This window comes from Actinoplanes lobatus, from assembly GCF_014205215.1.
Lineage (GTDB): Bacteria > Actinomycetota > Actinomycetes > Mycobacteriales > Micromonosporaceae > Actinoplanes > Actinoplanes lobatus.
Window position 1 is genome coordinate 4,135,659 of sequence record NZ_JACHNC010000001.1, and the last position, 19,937, is coordinate 4,155,595.

Genomic DNA, 19,937 nt, shown 5'->3' on the forward strand with positions numbered 1-19,937 from the left:
CAGTCACCTCGATATGCCTGGTCGGAAGCAGTCTCGACGCTACCGATGAGCCGCCACTCGAAACCGCGTGACGTAACTCTCGGGAGTCGCCTGATTATCCACTGTGACCAGCGGGACGACTGTCTCCCATCCGCCACGCGGAGGAGCGGAGACGGTGTTTACCCGCATCCCGAGTGATGGGGCGAAGCGGGCAACTACCATCGACCGAATGGTGATGCTCGATGTCCGAGGGCTCTCCCACACCTACCCCGACGGCCACCCGGCGATCGCCGGCGTCGACCTGAGCGTGGCCGAGGGCGCGCTGGTCAGCATCGTCGGCCCGTCCGGTTGCGGGAAGTCCACACTGCTGCGCTGCGTCGCCGGCCTGCTGCGCCCGTCCGCGGGCGAGATCCGGTTCGACGGCCGGCCCGTCGACGGCGTACCGGACGGGCTGGCCGTCGTCTTCCAGGACTACGGCCGCTCCCTCTACCCGTGGCTGACCGTCCGCGACAACGTCGCCCTCCCGTTGCGCCGCCGCGGGCTGGCCCGTCCGCAGCGGCGCGCCGCCGCCACCGGGGCGCTGGAGTCGGTCGGGCTCGGCGGATCGGCCGGGAAGTACCCGTGGCAGTTGTCCGGCGGCATGCAGCAGCGGGTGTCGATCGCGCGGGCGCTGGCCTACCGGCCCCGGCTGCTGCTCATGGACGAGCCGTTCGGATCGGTGGACGCGCAGACCCGGGAGGACCTGGAGGACCTGCTGCTCGGCCTGCGCGGCTCGTACGCCATGACGATCCTGCTGGTCACCCACGACATCGACGAGAGCGTCTACGTCGGCGACCGGGTGGTGGTGTTCGGCGGCTCGCCGGGCCGGATCCGCGCCGACCTGCCGGTCACCCTGCCCGCCCCGCGCGAGCAGATCACCACCCGTACGCTGCCCGAGTTCGTGAAACTGCGCGCCGAGGTGGGCCGGTCAATAAAGGCTCCCCGCACCGGCGGAGACCGCGACGTCGAGTAGGAACGGGCCGTCCAGCGCCCGGGCCAGCGCGCCCGGCAGTTCGGCGGCCCGGGTGACCCGCTCGGCCGGGAACCCGAAGCCCCGGGCCAGCGACACCAGATCCAGCTCCGGGAGGTCCACACCGGGCACCGCCGGGATGCCGATCCGGCGGCCGAGCGCGGACACCGCCTCGTACCGCCGGTTGTTCAGCACCACGACGGTGAGCGGCGCCCGGCGGCGGGCGGCCGTCCACAGTGCCTGGATCGAGTAGAGGCTCGACCCGTCGCCGACCACGCAGATCACCCGCTCCCCGGCGATCGCCCGGCCCACCGCCACCGGCAGTCCCCAGCCGAGCGCCCCGCTGCCGGTGGTCAGGTAGCCGTTCGGCCGGGTGACCGGGATCCGCTCGTGGAACGTGTCCTTGTGCGACGGCGCCTCCTCGACCAGCACCGCGTCCGGCGGCCGCAGCCGGTCCAGCACGGCGAGCACCGCGCCCGCGCCGAGCGGGTCGGTGAGCGGCGGCGCCGGCGGGCGGGCGCGGACCGGCGGATCCGGGCGGGCGCCCGGTTTCACCAGCCGGGCCAGCTCCTCCACCCCGGCCCGGACCGTGGTGAGCACGCTGGTCCCGGCGGCCGCCCACGCGGCCGCCGCCGGATCACAGTCCATGTGGAACAGCCGGGTGCCGCCGGCGAGGAACGGCCCCTCGCTGTGCACGTGGTAGGTGAAGACCGGCGCGCCGATCACCAGCACCACGTCGTTGCCGGCGAGCAGCCCGGCGACCGCCGACCGGACCGGCGGCAGGTAGCCCGCGAACAGCGGATGATCCTCCGGGAACGCCGCCCGGCTCGGCATCGGCGCCGCCCACACCGCCGCCCGTACCGTCTCGGCCAGCACCACCGTGGCGGCCCACGCGCCGTCCTCGTCGATACCCGGACCGGCCACGATCGCCGGGGCACGGGCCGCGTCCAGGGCCTCGGCGATCTCCCGCAGCGCCTCCGGTCCGGCCGTGAACGCGGCCCGCACGGCACGTCGCGGCACCGGGTCGGCGGGCTCCTCCCAGTCGTCCTCGGGAACGGAGAGGAACACCGGGCCGCGCGGCGGCGTCATCGCGACACGATGCGCCTCGGCCAGGGCGGTCGGTACGGCCGCGGCACGCTCCGGCTGGTGACTCCATTTGACGTACGGGCGGGGAAAGGCGGCCGGCTCGTCCGCGGACAGGAACGGCCGGGTCGGCAACATCGCCCGGGTCTGCTGGCCGGCCACCACGACCAACGGCACCCGATCCCGGTACGCGTTGAACACCGCACCGAGCGCATGCCCCACCCCACCCGCCGAATGCAGGCTGACCAGCGCGGCCCGGCCGGTGGCGACCGCGTACCCGGCGGCCGCCCCGACCGCCGACGCCTCCTGCAACGCCAGCACGTAGTCGAAGTCGTCCGGCCAGTCCCGCAGCATCCGCAGCTCGGTCGAGCCCGGATTGCCGAACCAGGTGGTCATCCCGGCGGTCCGGCACACCTCGAAGAACGACTCCCGTACCGACGTCACGGCTGTCCCCTCCACACCTGTCGCTCCACCACCCGCAGGCCCGCGTTGAGCGCGTAGCCCAGCATCCCGAGCAGCGCGATCGCCGCCCACACGGTCTCGTAGTCGAACCGGGTCGTCGCCTCCTGCAACCGGAACCCGATGCCGTTCGCCGCGCCCGGCTGCAACTCGGAGAAGACCATCAGGATCAGCGCCAGCGACAGCGCCAGCCGCAGACCGGCGAAGATCTTCGGGAGGCTGGCCGGGACGATGACGTACGCCAGCCGCTCCGGCCCGGTCAGCCGGAACGCCCGGGCCGTCTCCAGATGCAGCGGCTCCACCCGCCGGGCGCCGTCGGCCGCGTTCAGCAGCACCGGCCACAGCACGCTGAACACGATCGACGCGATCTGCGCGCGCGGCCCGATCGAGAACAGCACCACGAACACCGGCACCAAAGTCGGCGGCGGGACCGCCCGGAAGAACTGCAACACCGGATCCAGCAGCTGGAACACCCACCGGGACCGGCCGATCGCCAGCCCGAGAAGCACGCCGGCCAGCGAGCCCAGCACGAACCCGGCGCCCAGCCGCAGCAGACTGGGCAGCACGTCCCCGGTGCCGGCGCCGGCGCGGGCCAGGCCGTACATCTGCCGCCCGATCACCGACGGCGGCGGGAAGAACGGATCCGCGGCTGCCGCCGCCACCACCTGCCAGGCCACCACGCAGGCGGCGAACAGCAGCCAGCGCTGCGCGAAACCCCTCATCGGTACGCCCACCGGAACAACCGCCGCTCGCCACCGGCCAGCAGACCGTTCACGGCCAGCCCGATCAGCCCGGCCCACACCGTCGCGGCCAGCGTGTCGTCGATGCCACCCGGATAGTTCGCCGCCTGCGCGATGAAGATCCCGATCCCGGAGCCGAACCCGCCGAACATCTCCGCGGTCACCGCCAGGATCAGGGCCACCGCCGCCGCCATCCGTACCCCGGTCGCCACGAACGGCAGCGTGGCCGGCAACGACACCCGCAGCAGCACGCTCGGCTCGCCGAACCCGAAGGCCCGCAACGTCTCCTTGGCCAGCGGGTCGACCTCGCGCAGTCCGTACACCGTGTTGAACAGGATCGGCCAGACCGCCGCGTAGACGATCACCGTGAGCCGCATCCCCAGCCCGGCCCCGAGCATCATGGCGACCAGCGGGATCAGCGCCACCGACGGGATCGGCCGGAGGAACTCGACGATCGTGGTGACCGCCCGCCCGACCGGAGGCACACTGCCCAGCAGCAGCCCGAGCGGCACCGCCAGGCCGACCGCGATCAGCAGCCCCAGCCCCCAGGCGGTCAGCGTGGCCGCCACGTCGGCCCGGAACAGCGGGTCGAACGCCAGTTCCCCGGCCCGGGTGAGGATCACCGACGCCGGCGGCAGGAAGTCCCGGTGCACGATCCCGGCCCGGCCGAGCACCTCGCTCGCCGCCACGACCAGCGTGATCCCGGCGGCGCCGAGAACCCACCCGGACCTCGTCAAGGCTGGAACACGATCGTTCCGGCGTCGATCCGGTTGGTCAGCCGCTTCTGCTCCACCATCAGGTCGATCAGCCTCTGCATGCCGGCCGGGTCGCTGGTGGTGGCGAAGTGCGGCATGGTCATCACCTTCGCCACCTCCGGGTCGATGCCCCGCGCGTACGTCGGCAGGATCGCCTCCACCTTCGCCCGGTCGGCGGCGATCGCGGACGCCTTGCGCAGCGCCCGCTGGAACGCGGCCGCCGTCCTCGGGTTCTCCTTCGTCCACGTCTCCAGCGAGAAGTAGCCGTCCAGCGGCAGATCGGTGGCCGGGGCCGCGCCGCCGTCCGCGACCATCCGCGCCCCGAGCTTGCGGACCGCGTCGGTGAGGAACGGCTCCTGACTGTGGATCGCGTCCAGGTCACCCTTCTGCAGGGCGGCCGCCATCTGCGGGAACACCACCTGCCGGTAGTCGATCCTCGACGGGTCGGCCCCGCCCTGCGCGGCGATCGCGTCGAAGGTGATCGCCTGGATGTTGTTGAGCACGTGCACCGACAGGCTGTGCCCCTCCAGGCCCTTGATATCGGTGATCGGCGACTCCGGCATCACCAGCACGCCCATGAACCTCGGCGTGAGCCGGGTCCCCTCGGCCACCAGGTTGATCCGCAGGTCACCCTTGTCGTGCCCGAACAGCATCGACGCGTTGTTGGCGAAGACGATGTCCACATCCCCGGTCTTCAGTGCCGGGTACGCCTGCGTGCTCTGCTGCACCGGCTGCGTCCGCACGGTCAGCCCTTCGGCCTCGAAGAGCTTCTCCTGCACGGCGATGTAGTACGGCGCGTTCACCACCAGCGACAACATCGCCACGTTGATGGTCGGCCTCTCCAGCCCGTCCCCGCTCTGCCGGGGCGCGGGATCATCCCCGCAGGCGCTCAGCAGGGCGAGAACGAGCGGGATGCCGAGAAGCTTCCGGAACCGGCCCATCTCCGCACCATATAGCAGATTGTCGATCCATGGACCACCTCCGGCCCACCCTGCAGACGCCCCGCGATCGCCCGGCCCGCGCTCGCAAGAACCCCGCGATCGCCCGGCCCACCTCCGCAAGGGCCCCGCGATCGCCCGGCCCGCGCTCGCTGGGCGCCCTTCAGCTGCCGATGGACGCGCCGAACCGTGCGGGGAGCGGAGGTGTGGCGTTTTCGTGGCACCCCTGAGTCCTCTTCTTCGGCTGTCCGCGGCCGAATCCGCAATCCCTCGCAGCGGGCCGCGTCACCCGGAGCGATCTTGGTCGATTTGCCACCGTCTCGGGTGGCAAATCGTTCAAGGTCGCACAGCGTCGGCATGCAAAGCGGGCGAAACGGGCACTGTTTCCGGCGAATGCCCCAGTTCCGCCTGATGATGCTGGCCGGGCCGCTCTTTCCACACCGAGGAGAGCCCCCTCCTGTTGCGTCGTTCGCTCGCCTCGTCCTGACCGCCGGGCTGGTGCTCATCGTGGCGGGAGGGATCCAGAACGCACGTCACAAGCGGGCGACGGAGGAGATGAACCGGCGCCGGATGGGTGCGGGCTGGCAGCCATGCCCCATCTGCGGCGGGTCCGGACAGATCGTGGTGGGACGGACCTACTCCTCGCCCGATGCCGGCGGCGGGGACCGCGCCATCATGGACAAGCGCGGCAGTTGCTTCGGGCATGGATGGTTCAGCCCTTCCGTACCCCACACGCCACCGCCGTTGTGATCTTCCAACGCCCCGTGCGCAGGGAGCAGCCGATGATCCGTTCCACCGTCGCGATCGACGCCGAATCATCCCCGCATGCGCGGGAAGCAGTTGGCGGCCGTGACGCTACCGGTCTCCTCAAACGGATCATCCCCGCAGGCGCGGGGAACAGCCACGCGCGTACGCGGCGGTGATCCGCACCCAGGGATCATCCCCGTGTGCGGGAAAGAGGCCCAATAGGGCGGCAGCCGCCGGTCGATCCATGGAGCATCCCCGCATGCGCGGGCAAGCAGGCCGCCGCGATGCTGTGCACGTGGGCCTACGGCGGATCATCCACGCGTGCGCGGGGAGCAACTCCAGCCCTTGGCCAGCGCGTCCTGAATGAACGGATCATCCCCGCGTGCGCGGGGAGCAGGGACAGGCGCATGATGTCGCCGACGTCGCCGAGGGATCATCCCCGCGTGCACCCGGATCAGGAGGAACTACCGCGAGCGCCGTCACCCCGTACCCCGGAAGAGGGGGAAGGAGTAGCACGTGGCCGCAGCGGAGGCAGCGACGGCTTGGTCGTCAGGATGAGGACGTCCAGCCGGGTGTGGGCCCGGCTGGACGTCGCCAGGTCAGACCTGGGCCTCCGCCCCGGTGGGCTTCTGGGCGAGAGAGCGAAGCCGCAGCTTGGTGATCGCGCGGCCGGTGATCTCGACGACCTCGGCGGTGTGGCCGTCGATGGTGACGGTCTCGCCGGGGACGGTGGGGATGTGGCCGAGCCGGGCCAGGAGCATGCCGGCCACCGTGGTGTAGTCGCCGGCGTCGGTCTCCTCGATCTCGACGCCGATGTCCGGCAGGTCGTGGATCGGGAAGGTGCCGGGCAGCAGCATGGCGCCGTCGTCCTCGTGGATCACCGACTGGACGTCGCGGTCGGTCTCGTCGTAGATCTCGCCGACCACCTCCTCGACCACGTCCTCCATGGTGACGATGCCGTCGATGGCGCCGCGCTCGTCGACGACCAGGGCGAGCTGCTGCCGCTCGACGCGCAGCTGGCGCATGGCGTCGGACACCTTCAGCGTCTCGGGCAGGAACAGCGGGGTGAACATGTGGTCGCTGACCGAGCCGTCGGCGGCGATCAGGTCGCGCAGGTGGACCACGCCGAGCACGTCGTCGAGGCCCATCGGCCCGGTGACCGGCGCGCGGGAGTGGCCGGCCTCGACGAGGCGGGCCAGGCCTTCGGCGGCGGGCAGGCCGGCGGGGAGGATCAGCACGTCCCGGCGCGGGACGAGGATCTCCCGCAGGATGCGGTCGGCGATCTCGAAGGCGCCGCTGATGATGGTGCGCTGCTCGGCGGTGATGTCCTGCTGGGCGGCGACCATGTCGCGGATCTCTTCGGTGCTCACCTCCTCGCGTCCGGCGGCCGGGTCGCCGCCGGCGAGGCGGACGACCAGGTCGGTGGACTTGCCGAGCAGCCAGACGACCGGCCGGGAGAGGGTGGCCAGTATGTCGAGCGGCCGGGCCACCAGCATCGCCCAGCCCTCGGCGCGCTGCATGGCGATGCGTTTGGGTGCGAGCTCGCCGATGACCAGGGTGAAGAACGTCAGGACGATGGTGACCAGGATGATCGACACCGGTTCGGCGGCGCCGCCGAGGAAGCTCAGCGGCTCGATCAGCGGCTGCGCCAGCGACACGGCCGCGGCCGCGGAGGCGAGGAAACCCGCAAGGGTGATGCCGATCTGAATGGTGGCGAGGAACCGGTTCGGGTCCCGCGCCAGCTTGGCGAGGGTCCGTCCGGTGCGTGACTGCTTCTCGAGACGCTGCAACTGGCTCTCCCGCAGCGAGATGAGCGCCATCTCGCTTCCTGAGAACGCCGCGTTGAGCAGCACCAGCACCACGACGAGGACGACTTGCCAGCCGTATCCGCCCACGGCGGACATCAACTCCTTCATAAAGAGGCGAAGGTCCCAGGCTATCCGGAGACCCTGAGAACATTCCCAGCGAGATCGGGAGTTAAGCGGCGCTATTACACCCTTTTGCACCGGTACGACCGAGGCGTCCCGCGACCGCAATAGCCAAGATCACATTCCTGGGCAATGTCCGATTGTTTTCCTTGACTACCGTGAGGGCCGGGTGTCGAATCCGGTTCATGCCGCTGAAGAGATACGGGGTATTACGCGCCGCCGTCGTCGACCGCCGCGTGGAGACCACCGGTACTCCGCATTATCAGATTCATCTTCGGGCGGCCGGGACGGATTTCCGGGCGGCTGTCAACGTGCGTTCCCAGCAGAGCCCGCCCGACCTGCTCTACCTGGGCGTCGAGGACTTCCGGCACCCGATCCTGGACCGGGTTCGCGCATTTCCGGACGGCTTCACCGGGATCGAGAGCCGGCCCGGCACGGCGGCGGTCGACTACATTCGCGGAAATCTTTTCGACCGGACCAGGATGCGCCCGGTTCCGGCCGCGGCGCCCGGGCCGGATAATGATCTCGGCGATTTCCTCGATCATCATGTGCGGCGGGCGCTGGGTGATCTCGACGCCCGGGCGTACGTCTTCGGTGAGGCCTGGGGCCCGGAGGCGAAGGCCGACAAGGTGTTCGGTTTCCGGCCCGGCAACGGCATCCACGACGTGCACATGAACCAGGGCAACAACGGCCGGTTCGCCGGTGACGACGGCGTCTTCCAGGACGGCGCGCTGCTGCTGCACTTCCCGGCGGCCGACGAGTGGGTGGCGATCTTCCTGGCCTTCCAGTCGCAGGTCTGGCACACCGACGACATCACCGGCCACCGCGTGCCGGGGATCCCGTCGCCGGGCCCGGCGCCCGCCCCGTCGCCGGAGGAGCCCGACCACCTCGTCCGGATCGTCGCGGCGCTGGTCAACCCGCCCGGCCCGGCGCCCGAACCGGAGAGCGTGACGCTGCTGAACACCACGCCGCGGGAGATCGACCTGGCCGGCTGGTCGTTGACCGACCGGACCGGGGCCCGGCACCCGCTGAGCGGCCGGCTGGCGGCCGGCGCGGTGCTCCAGGTGCCTGTGGCGCCGGCGCAGCTCGGCAACGGGGGCGGCACGCTCACTCTCCTGGACGCCCGCGGGCTCAAGGTGGACGGCGTGGCCTGGACCGGCGATCAGGGCCGGCGCGAGGGCTGGACGGTCGTCTTCTAGGGCGGGGCCCGCCGGATCAGTCCGGCAGGAAGACGCCGTCGAGCACCAGGTCGACGGCGCGGTCCGCGGCGGCGTGGGCGGCCGTCACGTCGGCGGTGGCCTCGGAGACGCTCTGCACCATGGTGAAGAGCAGCACCAGGTCGTCCGGGGTGAGGTCGGCGCGGACGTGCCCGTGGTCGCGGGCCCGGCGCAGTGGCGTGGCGAAGGCGGTGACCAGCCGCCGCATGTAGCGCTGCTGGGTCGCGAGGTCGAAGCGGCGGGCCAGCCGGACCAGGGCGCGCATCCCGATCAGCGAGTGCAGTACGTCGCGCAGCAGGAGGCGGAGCCCGGCCGGGTCGGTGGAGTGGGCGGCGATCCGGGTCTCCAGCAGCTCCATCTGGTAGCCGAGGACCGCGCCGGTCAGTGCGGTGCGGTCCGGGAAGTGCCGGTAGAGGGTGGCCTGTCCGATCCCGGCCCGGCGGGCGATCTCGGGCATCAGGGCGCCCGGCTCCTCGCGGGCCAGCACCTCGCTCGCCGCCTCGAGGATGGCCGCGCGGTTGCGCTGGGCGTCACGGCGACGTGCTGTCGGGGTTCCGTAGATCACTCGCGCCCCCTTGCTACCGACGAGTCACGTTACTAGCCGGTAACGAGAAAGTCACCATCTTCAAATTCTCGGAACCGGTTCCTACGCTGCCGCCACGTTCGCTCCGACCACCGAGGAGTGTTGATGGCGCTTCGTCGTCTGATCACGCTGTTCGCCGCGTTCGCCCTCGTGGCGTCCACTTCGACCATCCCGTCGCCGGCCCACGCCGCCGTGGCCACGACCGGTTTCAGCGCCGTCGACATCACCGGGGACGGCGGCGTCGTCCTCAAGGCCAACGTCATCGCGCCCTCGGCGGCCGGGCGGCACCCGGCCGTGATCCTGCCGTCCAGCTGGGGCCTCAACGACCTGGAGTACCTGGCCCAGGCCCGGGTGCTCGCCGGGCGCGGCTACGTCGTCGTGTCGTACACGCCGCGCGGGTGGTGGCTGTCCGGCGGCGAGATCGACACCGCCGGGCCGAAGGACATGGCCGATCTGTCCAGGGTGGTCGACTGGACGATCGCTAACACCGCCGCCGACCCGGCCCGGATCGGGGCGGCCGGCATCTCGTACGGGGCCGGGATCAGCCTGCTCGGCGCCGCCTTCGACAGCCGGATCCGCGTGGTCGGGGTGCTCTCCGGCTGGACCGATCTGGTCTACTCGCTCTACTCCGACTCGACCCGGCACCGGCAGTCGGCCGGCCTGCTGGAGCTGGCCGCGCAGATCGTCGGCAAGCCGAGCGCCGAGCTGACCGCCATGCTGGGCAACTTCAACGACAACCGGGACGTCGCCTCGGTGATGGCCTGGGCGAAGGTGCGCTCGGCGGACACCTACATCGACGCGATCAACGCGAACCGGCCGGCCGTGCTGATCGCCAACGGCTGGGGCGACACCTTCTTCCCGCCGAACCAGCTGGTCGACTTCTACGGCAAGCTGACCACCCCGAAGCGGCTCGAACTGCGGCCCGGCGACCACGCGATCGCCGAGCTGTCCGGGGTGCTGGGCCTGCCCAACGACGTCTGGACCAGCCTGTACTCCTGGCTCGACGAGCACCTGGCGAACGGGGCGGCGCAGGCGAACCCGATCTACCTGAGGCCGCTGAACGCGTCGGGCGAGACCTACCCGACCTGGTCGGCGCAGACCACCTCGACGGTCCGGCACGGTCTCGGCCGGATCCGCCTGCTGGACGGGACCGGCCTGCTCGGCGGCGCGGTCAGCAGCGGCTGGACCAAGCAGATCCCCACCGACGAGGACACGGTCGCCTCCGGCGGCGTCGTGCTGCTCACCAACGGCGCGGCCGCGATCACCGGTGAACAGCCGGAGATCTGGCTGCCGTTCGTGGATCGTGGGGAGGCCGGCGTCTGGGCGGCCGAGCGGCCGTCGACGGTGCAGCGGATCCGCGGGGTGCCGAAGCTGCACCTGGAGCTGTCCGGCACCGAGTCCCGGGGCACCCTGGTCGCCTACCTGTACGACCTGGACGCGGTCGGCAACGCCAAGCTGATCACCCACGCCCCGGCCACCTGGCTGACCGGCACGGCCGGCGCCCGCAGCGTCGACCTGAGGATGCCGGCCGCCGCCTACGACGTGCCGGCCGGGCACTCGCTGACCCTCGTGGTGGACACCGTCGACCCGCTCTACTACGAGGAGAACGCCGCCGGCGACTCGATCACCATCGGCGGCGGGTCCTACCTGGACGTGCCGATCGGCTGAGACCTGAGCACGGACATGGATCACCGGTCGCTCGGCCGGTGATCCATATCCTTTTAGGACTCCTCTGCCGGACTGGGAAACAGCACCGAATCACGAGTGTCACTGCGGTTTCAGCCCGGGGCCCCGGGCCCGCAATGAACGGCCCATAGCTTGGGGCATCGTGAGAGCGCGATCGGTAATGGTCATCGTCGCTGTCCTGGCAGCGGCGCTCCTCGGGCCGCCGCCGGCGACCGCGGCCCCGCCGGCGGACTTCCAGACCTCGCTCGTGGTCGGCGGCGATCTCGACGAGCCGTCCGGCTTCGAGATCGCCCCGGACGGGCGGATCTTCATCCTGGAGCGGGCCGGGACCGTCAAGATCTTCAAGGACGGGCACCTGCTCGCGACGCCGTTCGCCGTGCTGCCGTCCGAGCCGACCGGCGACCGGGGACTGATCGGCATCGCCTTCGACCCCGGGTTCGGCGTCGCCAACCACTGGGTCTACTTCTATTACACCGGCCTGGACCTGCACAATCGCCTGGTTCGATTCGATGCCTCGGGGGATGTCGGCACCGACGGGCCGTACACGATCTTCCGTACCGAATCGCTCTCCCAGCATCTGCACGTCGGTGGCAGCATCCGGTTCGGGCCGGACGGCAAGCTGTATTTCGCGGTCGGCGACAACGGCTACTCCAGCAACGCGCAGATCCTCTCCAACCCGCACGGCAAGATCCTGCGGATCAACCCGGACGGCACCGTCCCGGCCGACAACCCCTTCGCCGGGCAGGCGGACAAGGAACAGGCGATCTGGGCGTACGGGTTCCGCAACCCGTGGCGCTTCCAGTTCGACAGCGTGACCGGGCGCCTCTACGGCGGCGACGTGGGCGACTACACCTGGGAGGAGATCAACCAGATCGTCAAGGGCGGCAACTACGGCTGGCCGCTCAAGGAGGGGAAGTGCACCGCCGGCTGCGCCGGGTTCATCGACCCCATTCATGTGTACGCCCATGACGGCGAGAGCGCCGCGGCCACCGGCGGACCGGTCTACCGGGGATCGGAGTTCCCACCGGAGTACCAGGGCAATCTGTTCTTCGCCGACTACGCCAAGGGTTTCATCCGCCGCGCCGTGCTGGACGACGCCGGCAACGCCACGGCGGTGCACGACTTCGACGCGCAGGCCGGCGCGGTCGTCGACCTGAAGGTGGCGCCGGACGGCGACCTCTACTACCTGACCTACATCCCGGGACGGCTCTACCGGGTCACCTACAGCCTGGGCAACCACTCGCCGACCGCGAACGCCACCTCCGACGTCGACAAGGGACTGAACCCGCTCACGGTGAACTTCTCCAGTGCGGGCAGCAGCGACCCGGACGGCGACGAGCTCACCTACGCCTGGGACTTCGGCGACGGCGGGAGCAGCACGGCGGCGAACCCGGTGCACGTCTACGACGACGTCGGCGTCTACACGGCCACCCTCACCGTCACCGACAGCGAGGGGCGCACCGGCACGTCCGTACCGTTGATCGTGCAGGTGGGGATCGCGCCGACGGTGACCATCGCGGTGCCGGCGGACGAGTCCACCTACCGGGCCGGGGACGTCGTCACCTACAACGCGTTCGCCCAGGACGCGGCCGGGTTCGACCTGGACGACAACGGCATCCGGACGACCGTGATCCTGCACCACCACACGCACATCCACCCGTTCCTCGGGCCGCTCACCGGACGGGCCGGGCAGTTCACCGTCCCGGACACCGGCGAGTCCTCGGCCGACACCTGGTACGAGATCCGGGTGACGGCCACCGACACCAACGGGCTGAGCACCTCGAAGTCGATCGAGATCCGGCCGGTCACCAGCACGTTCACGGTCGCCACCAGCCCGCCGGGGCTCACCGCCTACCTGGACGGGGTGCCGGTGGAGACCCCGCACTCGGTGCTCGGCGTGGAGAACTTCCAGCGTGAGCTGTACGCCCCGCCCACCGCGGTCGGCGCGGACGGCACCGTTTACCAGTTCCAGGGCTGGTCGGACGGGAAGGCGATCCGGCACACCGTCGCCATCCCGGCGGCGGACACCACCTACACGGCCACCTACGTGCCGTCGCCGCCCTTCACCGCCACCTTCTACGACAACAAGAACCTGGCCGGGACCCCGGTGCTGACCCGCTCCGACCCGCGGATCGACTTCGTCTGGGGCGAGGCCGCGCCGGACCCGGCGGTGCCGGCGAACGCGTTCTCCGCCCGGTGGACCAAGAGGCAGCACTTCGCGGCCGGCCGCTACCGGTTCACCACGGTCTCCGACGACGGGGTACGCCTCTACGTCGACCGGCAGCTCGTGCTGGACCGGTGGCAGGGCCAGTCCGGCACCGCCTACGACTGGATCGGCGACCTCGGCGAGGGCGTGCACACGATCACCCTCGAATACTTCGACGAGGGCGGCGACGCGATGGCCAAACTGGACTGGGCCGCCTCGATCGACCAGCCGTCCGGCGACTGGACCGCCGAGTACTGGAACACGCCGGGCGCCGGATCGGCCCCGACCGTGCCCACCACCACGCCCACGCTGACCCGCGCCGAGCCGAACGTGGACCACGACTGGGCGCTCGGCTCCCCGGACCCGGCGATCACCCCGGACCACTTCACCGCCCGCTACCGCCGCACGATCAACCTCTCCCCGGGCGAGTACGAGTTCACCGCCACGGCCGACGACGGTGTCCGGGTGACCGTCGACGGACTGCGGATCATCGACGCCTGGGCCGACTCCGGCGCCACCGCGCACACCGCCACCACCCTGCTCGGCGGCGGCCCGCACACGGTGGTGATGGAGTACTACGAGAACGGCGGCGACGCGGTCGCGCGGCTCGCCTACCGGCAGACCGCGGAGGCGGCCGATCCGCCCGACTGGACCGGTGAGTACTTCACCGGCATGGACCTCGCCGGACAGCCGGTCCTGGTCCGGCCGGACACCACGATCGGCTTCGACTGGGGTGGCGGCCCACCCGATCCGGCGCTCCCGGCCGACGGGTTCTCGGCCCGCTGGAGCCGCACCGACACGCTGCCCGCCGGGATCTACCGGTTCGAGGGGCAGAGCGACGACGGCATCCGGGTCTACCTGGACGGTGTCCCGATCGTCGACAAGTGGGTCAACCAGAACGACACGTTCCGCACCGACCGGCTCGTGCTCGCCGGGCCGCACCAGATCCGGGTCGAGTACTTCGAGAACGGCGGCGGCGCGATCGCGAAGTTCGGCTACCAGCGGATCGGCGACGTCGGGCCGGTCGGCACCTGGAACGCCGAGTACTTCGCGAACCGCACCCTGGACGGCACCCCGGTGGTGACCCGCGCCGACGACGCGGTCGCCTTCGACTGGGGCGCCGGCAGCCCGGATCCGGCCGTCCCGGCGGACGGGTTCTCCGCCCGCTGGACGCGGACCGCCACCTGGGAGGCCGGGACGTACACGTTCACGGCCACCGGCGACGACGGGATCCGGGTCCGGCTCGACGGGGTCACGGTCGTCGACGGCTGGTCCGACCACGGCCCCACCACCTTCAGCGCCGACGTCGGCATCGGCGCCGGGGAACACACCGTCGTCGTCGAGTACTACGAGGCCGGCGGCGGCGCGGTCGCACGATTCCTAACCGAGAGGGAGTCCCGGTAATGGCGGACATCGCCCCAGTTCGGCTCGCAGCGCCACCGGCGGTCAGCGTCGTGGTGCCCACCCGCAACGAGGCGGAGAACGTACAGCCCTTGGTCGAGCAGCTGAAGCAGGCGCTCGGCGGAACACCCAGCGAGATCGTCTTCGTCGACGACAGCGACGACGACACCCCGGCGACGGTCACCGCACTGTCCGAACGGGACCCGGACGGCGTACGCCTGGTCCATCGCGCCGCGGGTGAGCGGACCGGTGGCCTGGGTGGCGCGGTGGCCGCCGGACTGGCCGAGGCGCGGGCGCCGTGGGTGGTGGTGATGGACGGCGACCTGCAACATCCGCCGGAGACCGTGCCCGCGCTGCTGGCCGCCGGCCGGCGGAACCGGGCCGACGCGGTGGTGGCCAGCCGGTACCGCACGCCCGGCCGCGTGGACGGCCTCTCCGGTGGCTTCCGGCGGCTGGTGTCCCGTGCCTCCGGCACCCTCGCGAAGGTGTTCTTCCCGCGCCGGCTGCGGGCGGTCACCGACCCGATGAGCGGGTTCTTCGCGGTCCGGCGTGAGGCGGTGGACCTGGACGCGCTGCGGCCGCGGGGCTACAAGATCCTGCTGGAGGTGGTGATCCGCAGCCGGATGACACGGGTCGACGAGGTGCCGTACACGTTCCGGCCGCGGGCCGCCGGGGAGAGCAAGGCGTCCTTCCGGGAGGGGGTCCGCTACCTGCGGCACCTGAGCCTGCTGCGGCTGGCCGCCACCCGGCATCCCGCCTCGCCGCTGGGCCGGATGACCGGGTTCGCGCTGGCCGGCGCGGCCGGGACGGCGGTCAACTCGGCGGCGCTGTGGGCGCTCGGCGAGGTGGCCGGACTGCCCTACCTGCTGGCCGCGTTCCTGGCCGTGCAGGTGGCGATCGTGTGGAACTTCGCGGTCATCGACAACCTGGTGATGCCGCCCGGCGAGCACGCGCGGCGCCGCCGGTTCGGCCGGTTCCTGCTGTTGAACAACAGCCTCACTCCCGTACATCTGGGGTTGCTCTTCGGTCTTGTGCAGTGGGGTGGCCTGCACTATCTGCCCGCCAACCTGGTGGCGATCGTCGTGGTGTTCACCCTCCGGTACGCGGTGACCAGCCGATGGGTCTACGGCGCGCCACCGTCCGGGATGGTGACCACGGTCCGCCGGGCCGTGCAGACCCGCCTGCTGCTGGCCGTGCTGCTCACCGCGCTGGCCTTCCCGGCCCTCGTCGCGATCGCCTGGAACGGCCTGTGGACCCGCGGTGACGCGGTGCCGCTGCTGATTCCGCTGGCCGCCGGGGCCGCGCTGGTCGCCGGCCGGATCCGGCCCGGTCCCGCCGAGCCGGACGTCCACGACCGGCAGGTGGACGGCCTGCTCGCCGCGGTCTTCCTGACCGCCGCCGGTACGCTGCTGGCGCTGATGCCATCGCCCGGCTGGCTGGTTCCGGCGGCGCTCGCCTTCCTCGCCGGCTCGGCGATCCTGCTGGTGGGGACGCGCGCCGTGGCCCGGCTGCGGTGGGCGCTGCTGCTGCCGCTGGTGGCGATCGGCGGGGTGATGCCGGCCGTCAGCGGCGCGGTCGACACCGGGCTGCGGGCGGTCGTCACCCTGCTCGGCCGTCCGGCCGGCCCGACCAGCAGCGACGGCGGGCTGGTCACCGCGTACCAGGGCGCCGAACTGTTGCTGCCCGCACACCAGTTGCCCGGCCTGGCCCTGGCCGGTGGGGTGGTCTGTCTGCTGATCAGTGCTGTGGTGATCTTCGGGTTGCGGGGGCGGGCCGTGCTCCGGGCGGCCGCCGCCGCAGCCTTGCTGGCCGCGGTGACCGTCGGCGCGGTCCTGGCCGTGCTGCTGGTGGGCCGGCTCTTCGGTCCCGCCGCGTTCCGGATCGCCCTGCTGCCGGTCTTCACCGACATCCTGCTGGCCGTCGTCGTGGCGACCGTCGTGTCCCGCTGGTCGCCCGGGCCGGAGCGGGCCCCGGCCCGGACGGTTCGCCAGCATCTGCCGCGCGGCCGGTTCGTTCTGGTGGCCCTGGTGGCCATGGCCGTTCTGCTGAGCGCCCAGACGCTGCCGCAGATCGAGTGGATCACCGCCGGGGGTGTCCGGTGAACCCGTTCTCCGCGCGTACCGTGCTGTCCCGGGCGCAGCGTGCCGGGCTGATCGTGGCGCTCGTACTGATCGCGGTGTGGGCGGTGCTGCGCCCGATGGCCGTGCTGCAGACCGTGGTGGCGGTCGTGACCGTGGCCTACGGCGCCGCCATCGTCTTCCGGGTGGTGCTGGTCTGGGCGGCGAGCCGCGGCGAGCACCTGATCCGGGTCACCGACGAGGAGGCCCGCGCGATTCCGGACGCCGACCTGCCGGTCTACACGGTGCTGGTCCCGGCCTACCGGGAGCCGAGTGTCATCGGCCTGCTGATGTCCCACCTCGGCGCCCTGGAATACCCGAAGGACCGGCTCGAGGTGATCCTGCTGCTGGAGGAGGACGACCGGGAGACCATCGAGGCGGCGTCGGCGGTCGCCACCGAGCCGCACGTACGCATCCTGGTGGTCCCCGAGTCGCAGCCGAAGACCAAACCGAAGGCCTGCAACGTGGGCCTGGAACAGGCGACCGGCGAGTTCGTCACGATCTACGACGCCGAGGACATCCCGGATCCGCTGCAACTGCGCCGGGCCGTGGTCGCGCTGCGCCGGCTGGGGGCGGAGTACGTCTGCCTCCAGGCCGAACTCGGCTACTTCAACGTCGACCAGAACCGGATCACCCGGTGGTTCGCGCTGGAGTACGCCACCTGGTTCCGCTCCCTGCTGCCCGGGCTGGTGGCGCTGCGGATGCCGATTCCGCTGGGCGGCACGAGCAACCACTTCCGGGCGCGGGAGCTGCGGGAACTGGGGGCGTGGGATCCGTACAACGTGACCGAGGACGCCGACCTGGGCATCCGGCTGGCCCGCTCCGGCCTGCGCGTCGGGGTGCTGCACTCGATCACCCTGGAGGAGGCGAACTCCGACTTCATCAACTGGATCAAGCAGCGCAGCCGCTGGTACAAGGGCTACCTGATGACCTGGCTGGTGCACCTGCGCGCACCCCGGGCCACGATCCGGCAGCTCGGCTGGCGCGGCCTGCTCTGCCTCAACCTGTTCGTCGGCGGCACCCCGCTCGCGGCGCTGCTCAACGCGGTCCTGTGGGCCACCACGATCCTGTGGTTCCTGGACCGGCCGCCGGTCATGGAGGAGATCTTCGTGCCGCCGTTCTACTACCTGGGTGTCCTCTGCCTGGTCTTCGGCAACGCCACGGTGATCTACCTGAACGTGCTGTCGGCCCGCACCATGGACCGTCCCGACCTGCTCGGCACGGCCCTGCTGTCACCCGTGTACTGGGCCATGATGAGCCTGGCCGGGGCCAAGGCCGCGTGGCAGCTGATCGTCAAACCGTCCTATTGGGAGAAGACGACCCACGGCTTGCACCTCCCGTCTTCGTCGAAGGAGGCGGCCGATGTCAGTTGATGTCGCGACTCGCCCGGTTTTAAAAAGCCGGACATATGCCTATGCGCTGGTCTATCTGGCCATGGCCCTCTGGTTCTGGCAGAGCGACCTGGTCCCCGGCGACTCGGCCAGCCGTGTCGCGAACGCCTACTACACCCTGTTCAGCCGGGATCCGCACCTGGCCGCCATCGGCTTCGTCTGGAACCCGCTGCCGTCACTGATCCTGCTGCCGTTCCTGCCGCTCGGCCTGCTCTTCCCACCGCTCACCCAGCAGGGCCTGCTGGTGGTGCTGATGTCCGCGGCGCTGATGACGGCGACCGTCGCGGTGGTCCACGACGTGCTGCGCCGCTCCGGCGCGCCGCGGATCCCCCGGCTCGTGCTGACCGCCGCGTTCGCCCTGCACCCGATGATCGTCGTCTACTCCGGCAACGGGATGAGCGAGGCCTGCTTCCTGCTCTGCCTGATGCTGGCGGTCCGGGCCCTGCTCATCTGGTTCACCGACGGCCGGGCCGAGTCGCTGGTCCCGCTGGGCCTGGCGGTCGGCCTCGCCTACGGCGCGCGCTACGAGGCACTCGCCCCGGTCGCCGCGGTCCCGCTCATCGTCTTCCTGACAACCCTTTGGCGTACGCCCGGAGCACTCCCGAGACGCAGGGCCCTCGCCCGGACCGACGCCGTGATCGCCGGCCTGCCCGGGGTGCTGGCGGTGCTGCTGTGGGCGCTGGCCGGGAAACTGATCGTGGGCCAGTGGTTCGCCACCTTCTCCAGCCAGTACGGCAACTCGGCCCAGGTGTCCGCGAACGCCACCGGGATCGGCTCGGTGACCGGCGGCGACCTGCCGGCCCGGGCCGGCTACTGGCTCCAGCAGATGACCGGCCTGGCCCCGTTCTTCCTGGTGCTGCTGGCCGCCGCCCTGGCCGTGGCGTGGCGGCGCCGGGACCCGCGGGTGCTGGCCCCGGTCACCGTCCTCGGCTCGGTGCTGGCCTTCGACGGCCTGGCCTTCCTGTCCGGCACCAGTTTCGGCTGGCTGCGCTTCCACATCACGGTGATCCCGCTGACCGTCCTGCTGGCCGGCCACCTGATCGCCCACCTCCACCGCCGGCCGGTCACCGCGGCGGTGCTCGCGCTGGTCCTGGCGTCCGTACCGGCCACCCTGATCACCTTGAACCGCCCGGAGCTGGCCCGCGAGGAATCGGAGTGGCTGACCGCCGAGGGCGCCGCCCGCACCCGGGGCCTGGCGCTGGTGAACCGCCAGGTGGCCGCCGACCTGGATGCGATGAACCTGCCCGACGGCGCCGTCCTCACCGACGCCGCCTACGCCTTCGGGGTGGTCCTGGCCAGCGACCGCCCCGGCCAGTTCGTCATCACCCCGGACCGCGACTTCGCCACGGTCCTGGCCGACCCGCCCGCCCACGGCGTCCACTACCTGCTGGTCTCCGCTCGCGGTGCGGCCGACGCGGTCCGCCTCCGGCACTTCGGCCCGGACCCCGCCACGGTGCCCACCACCGGCGTCCGAACCTGGCACGACCCGGCCGGCAATCTCCAGTGGACCCTGGTCCCCCTCTGACCACGGCGCGGGAGCCATCACACGACCTCGTCATCCGCTGCAACTGCTCCCTGCGCCCGTTTCGCCCGCTTTGCAGGCCGACGTCGTGCGATCGTGAACGATTTGCCACCCGCAACGGTGGTAAATCGTTCAAGATCGCTCCGGGTGGGCGGCGACCGCACGCGGTGTGAGGG

General features: G+C 71.4%; 13 protein-coding genes. 7 read left to right on the forward strand and 6 right to left on the reverse strand.

Going from position 1 to position 19,937, the window contains the following annotated elements; translation table 11 throughout:
- Positions 1-208 precede the first annotated feature (208 nt).
- Complete coding sequence (locus BJ964_RS19335; RefSeq protein ID WP_229807015.1) at positions 209-991, forward strand: ABC transporter ATP-binding protein; 783 nt, start codon at positions 209-211, stop codon at positions 989-991.
- On the opposite strand, the gene mdlC is transcribed toward BJ964_RS19335, so the two are convergent.
- From mdlC to BJ964_RS19360, 5 genes are all read right to left on the reverse strand, one after another.
- Positions 947-2,515 carry a benzoylformate decarboxylase gene (gene mdlC / locus BJ964_RS19340; protein ID WP_188121958.1) on the reverse strand — a complete coding sequence of 523 codons (1,569 nt, stop codon included), beginning with the start codon at positions 2,513-2,515 and terminating at the stop codon, positions 947-949. The two genes, BJ964_RS19335 and mdlC, sit on opposite strands and share 45 nt — an antisense overlap.
- On the reverse strand, positions 2,512-3,252 hold the full coding sequence (locus BJ964_RS19345) for an ABC transporter permease (protein WP_188121959.1): 741 nt from the start codon (positions 3,250-3,252) through the stop codon (positions 2,512-2,514). Before BJ964_RS19345 ends, mdlC begins: the two co-directional genes overlap by 4 nt.
- Positions 3,249-4,007 carry an ABC transporter permease gene (locus BJ964_RS19350; RefSeq protein ID WP_188121960.1) on the reverse strand — a complete coding sequence of 253 codons (759 nt, stop codon included), beginning with the start codon at positions 4,005-4,007 and terminating at the stop codon, positions 3,249-3,251. Before BJ964_RS19350 ends, BJ964_RS19345 begins: the two co-directional genes overlap by 4 nt.
- Positions 4,004-4,966, reverse strand: a complete 963-nt coding sequence (locus BJ964_RS19355; RefSeq protein ID WP_188121961.1) for an ABC transporter substrate-binding protein — start codon at positions 4,964-4,966, stop codon at positions 4,004-4,006. The genes BJ964_RS19350 and BJ964_RS19355 overlap by 4 nt, the downstream gene beginning before the upstream one ends.
- Before the next feature lie 1,343 nt (positions 4,967-6,309).
- Positions 6,310-7,614: a hemolysin family protein gene (locus tag BJ964_RS19360; protein ID WP_188121962.1), complete on the reverse strand. Its 1,305-nt coding sequence runs from the start codon at positions 7,612-7,614 to the stop codon at positions 6,310-6,312.
- A gap of 209 nt (positions 7,615-7,823) precedes the next feature.
- On the opposite strand from BJ964_RS19360, the gene BJ964_RS19365 reads away from it, so the two are divergent.
- Entirely contained in the window at positions 7,824-8,837 is a 1,014-nt protein-coding gene (locus BJ964_RS19365) for a DUF2278 family protein (RefSeq protein WP_188121963.1), read from the forward strand.
- Between the two features lie 16 nt (positions 8,838-8,853).
- On the opposite strand, the gene BJ964_RS19370 is transcribed toward BJ964_RS19365, so the two are convergent.
- Entirely contained in the window at positions 8,854-9,420 is a 567-nt protein-coding gene (locus BJ964_RS19370) for a TetR/AcrR family transcriptional regulator (RefSeq protein ID WP_188121964.1), read from the reverse strand.
- A gap of 123 nt (positions 9,421-9,543) precedes the next feature.
- Between BJ964_RS19370 and BJ964_RS19375 the strand changes: the two genes are divergently transcribed.
- The 5 genes from BJ964_RS19375 to BJ964_RS19395 all read left to right on the forward strand — a co-directional run bounded on the left by BJ964_RS19375 (position 9,544) and on the right by BJ964_RS19395 (position 19,764).
- A complete protein-coding gene (locus tag BJ964_RS19375; protein ID WP_188121965.1) occupies positions 9,544-11,106 on the forward strand; it encodes a CocE/NonD family hydrolase in 1,563 nt (520 codons plus the stop codon).
- Positions 11,107-11,266: 160 nt separating this feature from the next.
- Positions 11,267-14,734: a PA14 domain-containing protein gene (locus BJ964_RS19380; RefSeq protein WP_188121966.1), complete on the forward strand. Its 3,468-nt coding sequence runs from the start codon at positions 11,267-11,269 to the stop codon at positions 14,732-14,734.
- Positions 14,734-16,833 (forward strand): glycosyltransferase, encoded by a 2,100-nt coding sequence (locus BJ964_RS19385; protein WP_188121967.1) that lies wholly within the window; start codon positions 14,734-14,736, stop codon positions 16,831-16,833. Before BJ964_RS19380 ends, BJ964_RS19385 begins: the two co-directional genes overlap by 1 nt.
- The gene (locus tag BJ964_RS19390) at positions 16,830-18,221 is read left to right on the forward strand and encodes a glycosyltransferase (protein WP_203832464.1); all 1,392 of its coding nucleotides are present in this window, start codon (positions 16,830-16,832) and stop codon (positions 18,219-18,221) included. The genes BJ964_RS19385 and BJ964_RS19390 overlap by 4 nt, the downstream gene beginning before the upstream one ends.
- On the forward strand, positions 18,211-19,764 hold the full coding sequence (locus tag BJ964_RS19395; RefSeq protein WP_188121968.1) for an ABC transporter: 1,554 nt from the start codon (positions 18,211-18,213) through the stop codon (positions 19,762-19,764). Before BJ964_RS19390 ends, BJ964_RS19395 begins: the two co-directional genes overlap by 11 nt.
- Positions 19,765-19,937 lie beyond the last annotated feature (173 nt).

Coding starts and splice junctions, on each gene's coding strand:
- BJ964_RS19335 (WP_229807015.1), top strand. CDS start 209: ATGGTGATGCTCGATGTCCGAGGGCTCTCCCACACCTACCCCGACGGC.
- BJ964_RS19345 (WP_188121959.1), bottom strand. CDS start 3,252: ATGAGGGGTTTCGCGCAGCGCTGGCTGCTGTTCGCCGCCTGCGTGGTG.
- BJ964_RS19355 (WP_188121961.1), bottom strand. CDS start 4,966: ATGGGCCGGTTCCGGAAGCTTCTCGGCATCCCGCTCGTTCTCGCCCTG.
- BJ964_RS19360 (WP_188121962.1), bottom strand. CDS start 7,614: ATGTCCGCCGTGGGCGGATACGGCTGGCAAGTCGTCCTCGTCGTGGTG.
- BJ964_RS19365 (WP_188121963.1), top strand. CDS start 7,824: ATGCCGCTGAAGAGATACGGGGTATTACGCGCCGCCGTCGTCGACCGC.
- BJ964_RS19375 (WP_188121965.1), top strand. CDS start 9,544: ATGGCGCTTCGTCGTCTGATCACGCTGTTCGCCGCGTTCGCCCTCGTG.
- BJ964_RS19385 (WP_188121967.1), top strand. CDS start 14,734: ATGGCGGACATCGCCCCAGTTCGGCTCGCAGCGCCACCGGCGGTCAGC.
- BJ964_RS19395 (WP_188121968.1), top strand. CDS start 18,211: ATGTCAGTTGATGTCGCGACTCGCCCGGTTTTAAAAAGCCGGACATAT.